This window comes from Pseudarthrobacter sp. NKDBFgelt (assembly GCF_046097905.1).
In the GTDB taxonomy this organism is placed as follows: Bacteria; Actinomycetota; Actinomycetes; order Actinomycetales; family Micrococcaceae; genus Arthrobacter; species Arthrobacter polychromogenes.
Window position 1 is genome coordinate 1 of the sequence record NZ_JBJURL010000160.1, and the last position, 1,958, is coordinate 1,958.

At 67.0% G+C, this 1,958-nt stretch carries 2 protein-coding genes; both read left to right on the plus strand.

The annotated features are described in order from the left end of the window. Nucleotides 1-1,038: molybdopterin-dependent oxidoreductase (locus ACKAE7_RS20820; protein WP_408980200.1), on the plus strand; the 1,038-nt coding region annotated here is incomplete at its 5' end. 36 nt (nt 1,039-1,074) lie between these two features. After that, the coding region (locus ACKAE7_RS20825) for an asparaginase (protein WP_408980201.1) at nt 1,075-1,958 on the plus strand (884 nt) is incomplete at its 3' end.

The window sequence follows — 1,958 nt, forward strand, 5'->3', positions numbered from 1 at the left end:
GGAATCACCGCAGCCGCTGCCGGCCTGGCCGCAACAGGTGGACGGATGCTGGGCGCCGCCCGCAGCAATATCCTCCAGGCGCGGGATGCCCTGCAGCTGCCCTCGCCCGCCAAGGCGGCGCCTGCCGTTCCCGCCGGCGTCCAGTCTCCGGTGCCCGGGGTGCAGCCATGGGTGACTCCGAACGGCGATTTTTACCGCATCGACACCGCACTCAGCGTGCCGGAAATCGACGTGGCGGACTGGGAGCTCCGCGTCCACGGCATGGTTGAGGAGGAAATCCGGCTCACCTTCCAGGACCTGCTCGACGCCGACCTGATCGAGTCCCATGTGACGCTCACCTGCGTGTCCAACCCCGTGGGCGGCAACCTCGCCGGCAACGCCAAATGGCTGGGGTTCCCCCTCCGCGAAGTACTCAAGCGCGCTCGGCCCAAGGATGGCGCGGACATGGTGCTCTCCACCTCCATCGACGGCTTCAGCGCCTCAACGCCCCTGGAAGTGCTGCAGGACGACCGGGACGCAATGCTGGCCATCGGCATGAACGGCGAGCCGCTCCCGCTGGAGCACGGTTACCCGGTGCGGATGGTGGTCCCCGGCCTGTACGGATTCGTGTCCGCCACCAAGTGGGTGGTGGACCTGGAGGTCACCCGGTTCGCCGACAGCAAGGCGTACTGGACGGAACGGGGCTGGTCCGAACGCGGCCCCATCAAGACCATGGCGCGGGTGGACGTTCCCAAGTCCTTCGCCAAGGTACCTGCCGGGAAGGTTGCCGTGGGCGGCACCGCCTGGGCACAGACCCGGGGGATCACCAAGGTGGAAATCCAGGTGGACGACGGCGACTGGATGGAAGCCGAGCTTTCCACGGAGGCGTCGCTGGTCACCTGGCGGCAATGGTCCTACCAGTGGGACGCCACTCCCGGGCAGCACTACATCAAGGTCCGGGCCACCGACGGCTCCGGCGAGGTACAGACGGACCAGCGCGCCGACCCTGTTCCCGACGGCGCGTCCGGGTGGCAGTCCGTGATGGTCACCGTGGAATAGCGAGGCATTCCGGGGGGCGACCCATAGACTGGCACCATGCCCCACAACCCCCATGCCACCTTTACCGTGGACTCCGCCGTGGAACTGGCCGTCGTCGAACGCAGCGGTTTTGTGGAATCCCGCCACATCGGGTCCGCCGTTCTCCTGGCAGCGGACGGATCCGTGGTTACTGAGCTGGGCGACATCAACACGCCCATCCTGGCCAGGTCCACGCTCAAGCCTTTCCAGGCTTTGGCGTCCATGCAGTCCGGCGTCCCGCTGCGGGGCGCCCAGGTAGCTGTAGCCTGCGGAAGCCACACCGGGTCACTGGACCATATGGACGTGGTGGCGGGAATGCTCAAGGCCGCTGGAGTCCGTGAGGACCAGCTGCAGTGCCCGGAGGCGTGGCCGCAGGATGAGACGGCCCGGAACTGGCTGGTGCGCTCCGAAAAGGGGAAGTCGCGCCTGGCGTTCAACTGCTCCGGCAAGCACGCGGCTTTTCTGTGGGCCTGCACGGAGAACGGGTGGGACACACACAGCTACCTGGAGCCCAACCATCCGCTGCAGCAGCGGGTCCGCACCGTAGTTGAGGAATACACGGGCGAGAAGATTGCCCACCTGGGTATCGACGGCTGCGGCGCACCCGTGGCAGCGGTATCCCTCAAGGGACTTGCCCGGGGGTACTCGCAGCTGTCAAAAGCACCGGGCGACCAAAGCTTCAGCGCCCGCGCCGCCACCATCGCCACCTCCATGCTGGACTACCCCTGGGCCGTCCAGGGCATCGGCGAGGCCAACACGCTGGTCATGGATGAGCTGGAGATTATCGCCAAAATCGGCGCGGAGGGCGTGCTGGCCATGGCCACAGCGCAGGGAGTTTCCGTGGCCGTGAAGGTCCTGGACGGGAACGTGCGTGCCACCTCTCTGGTGGCCCTGACTTTCCT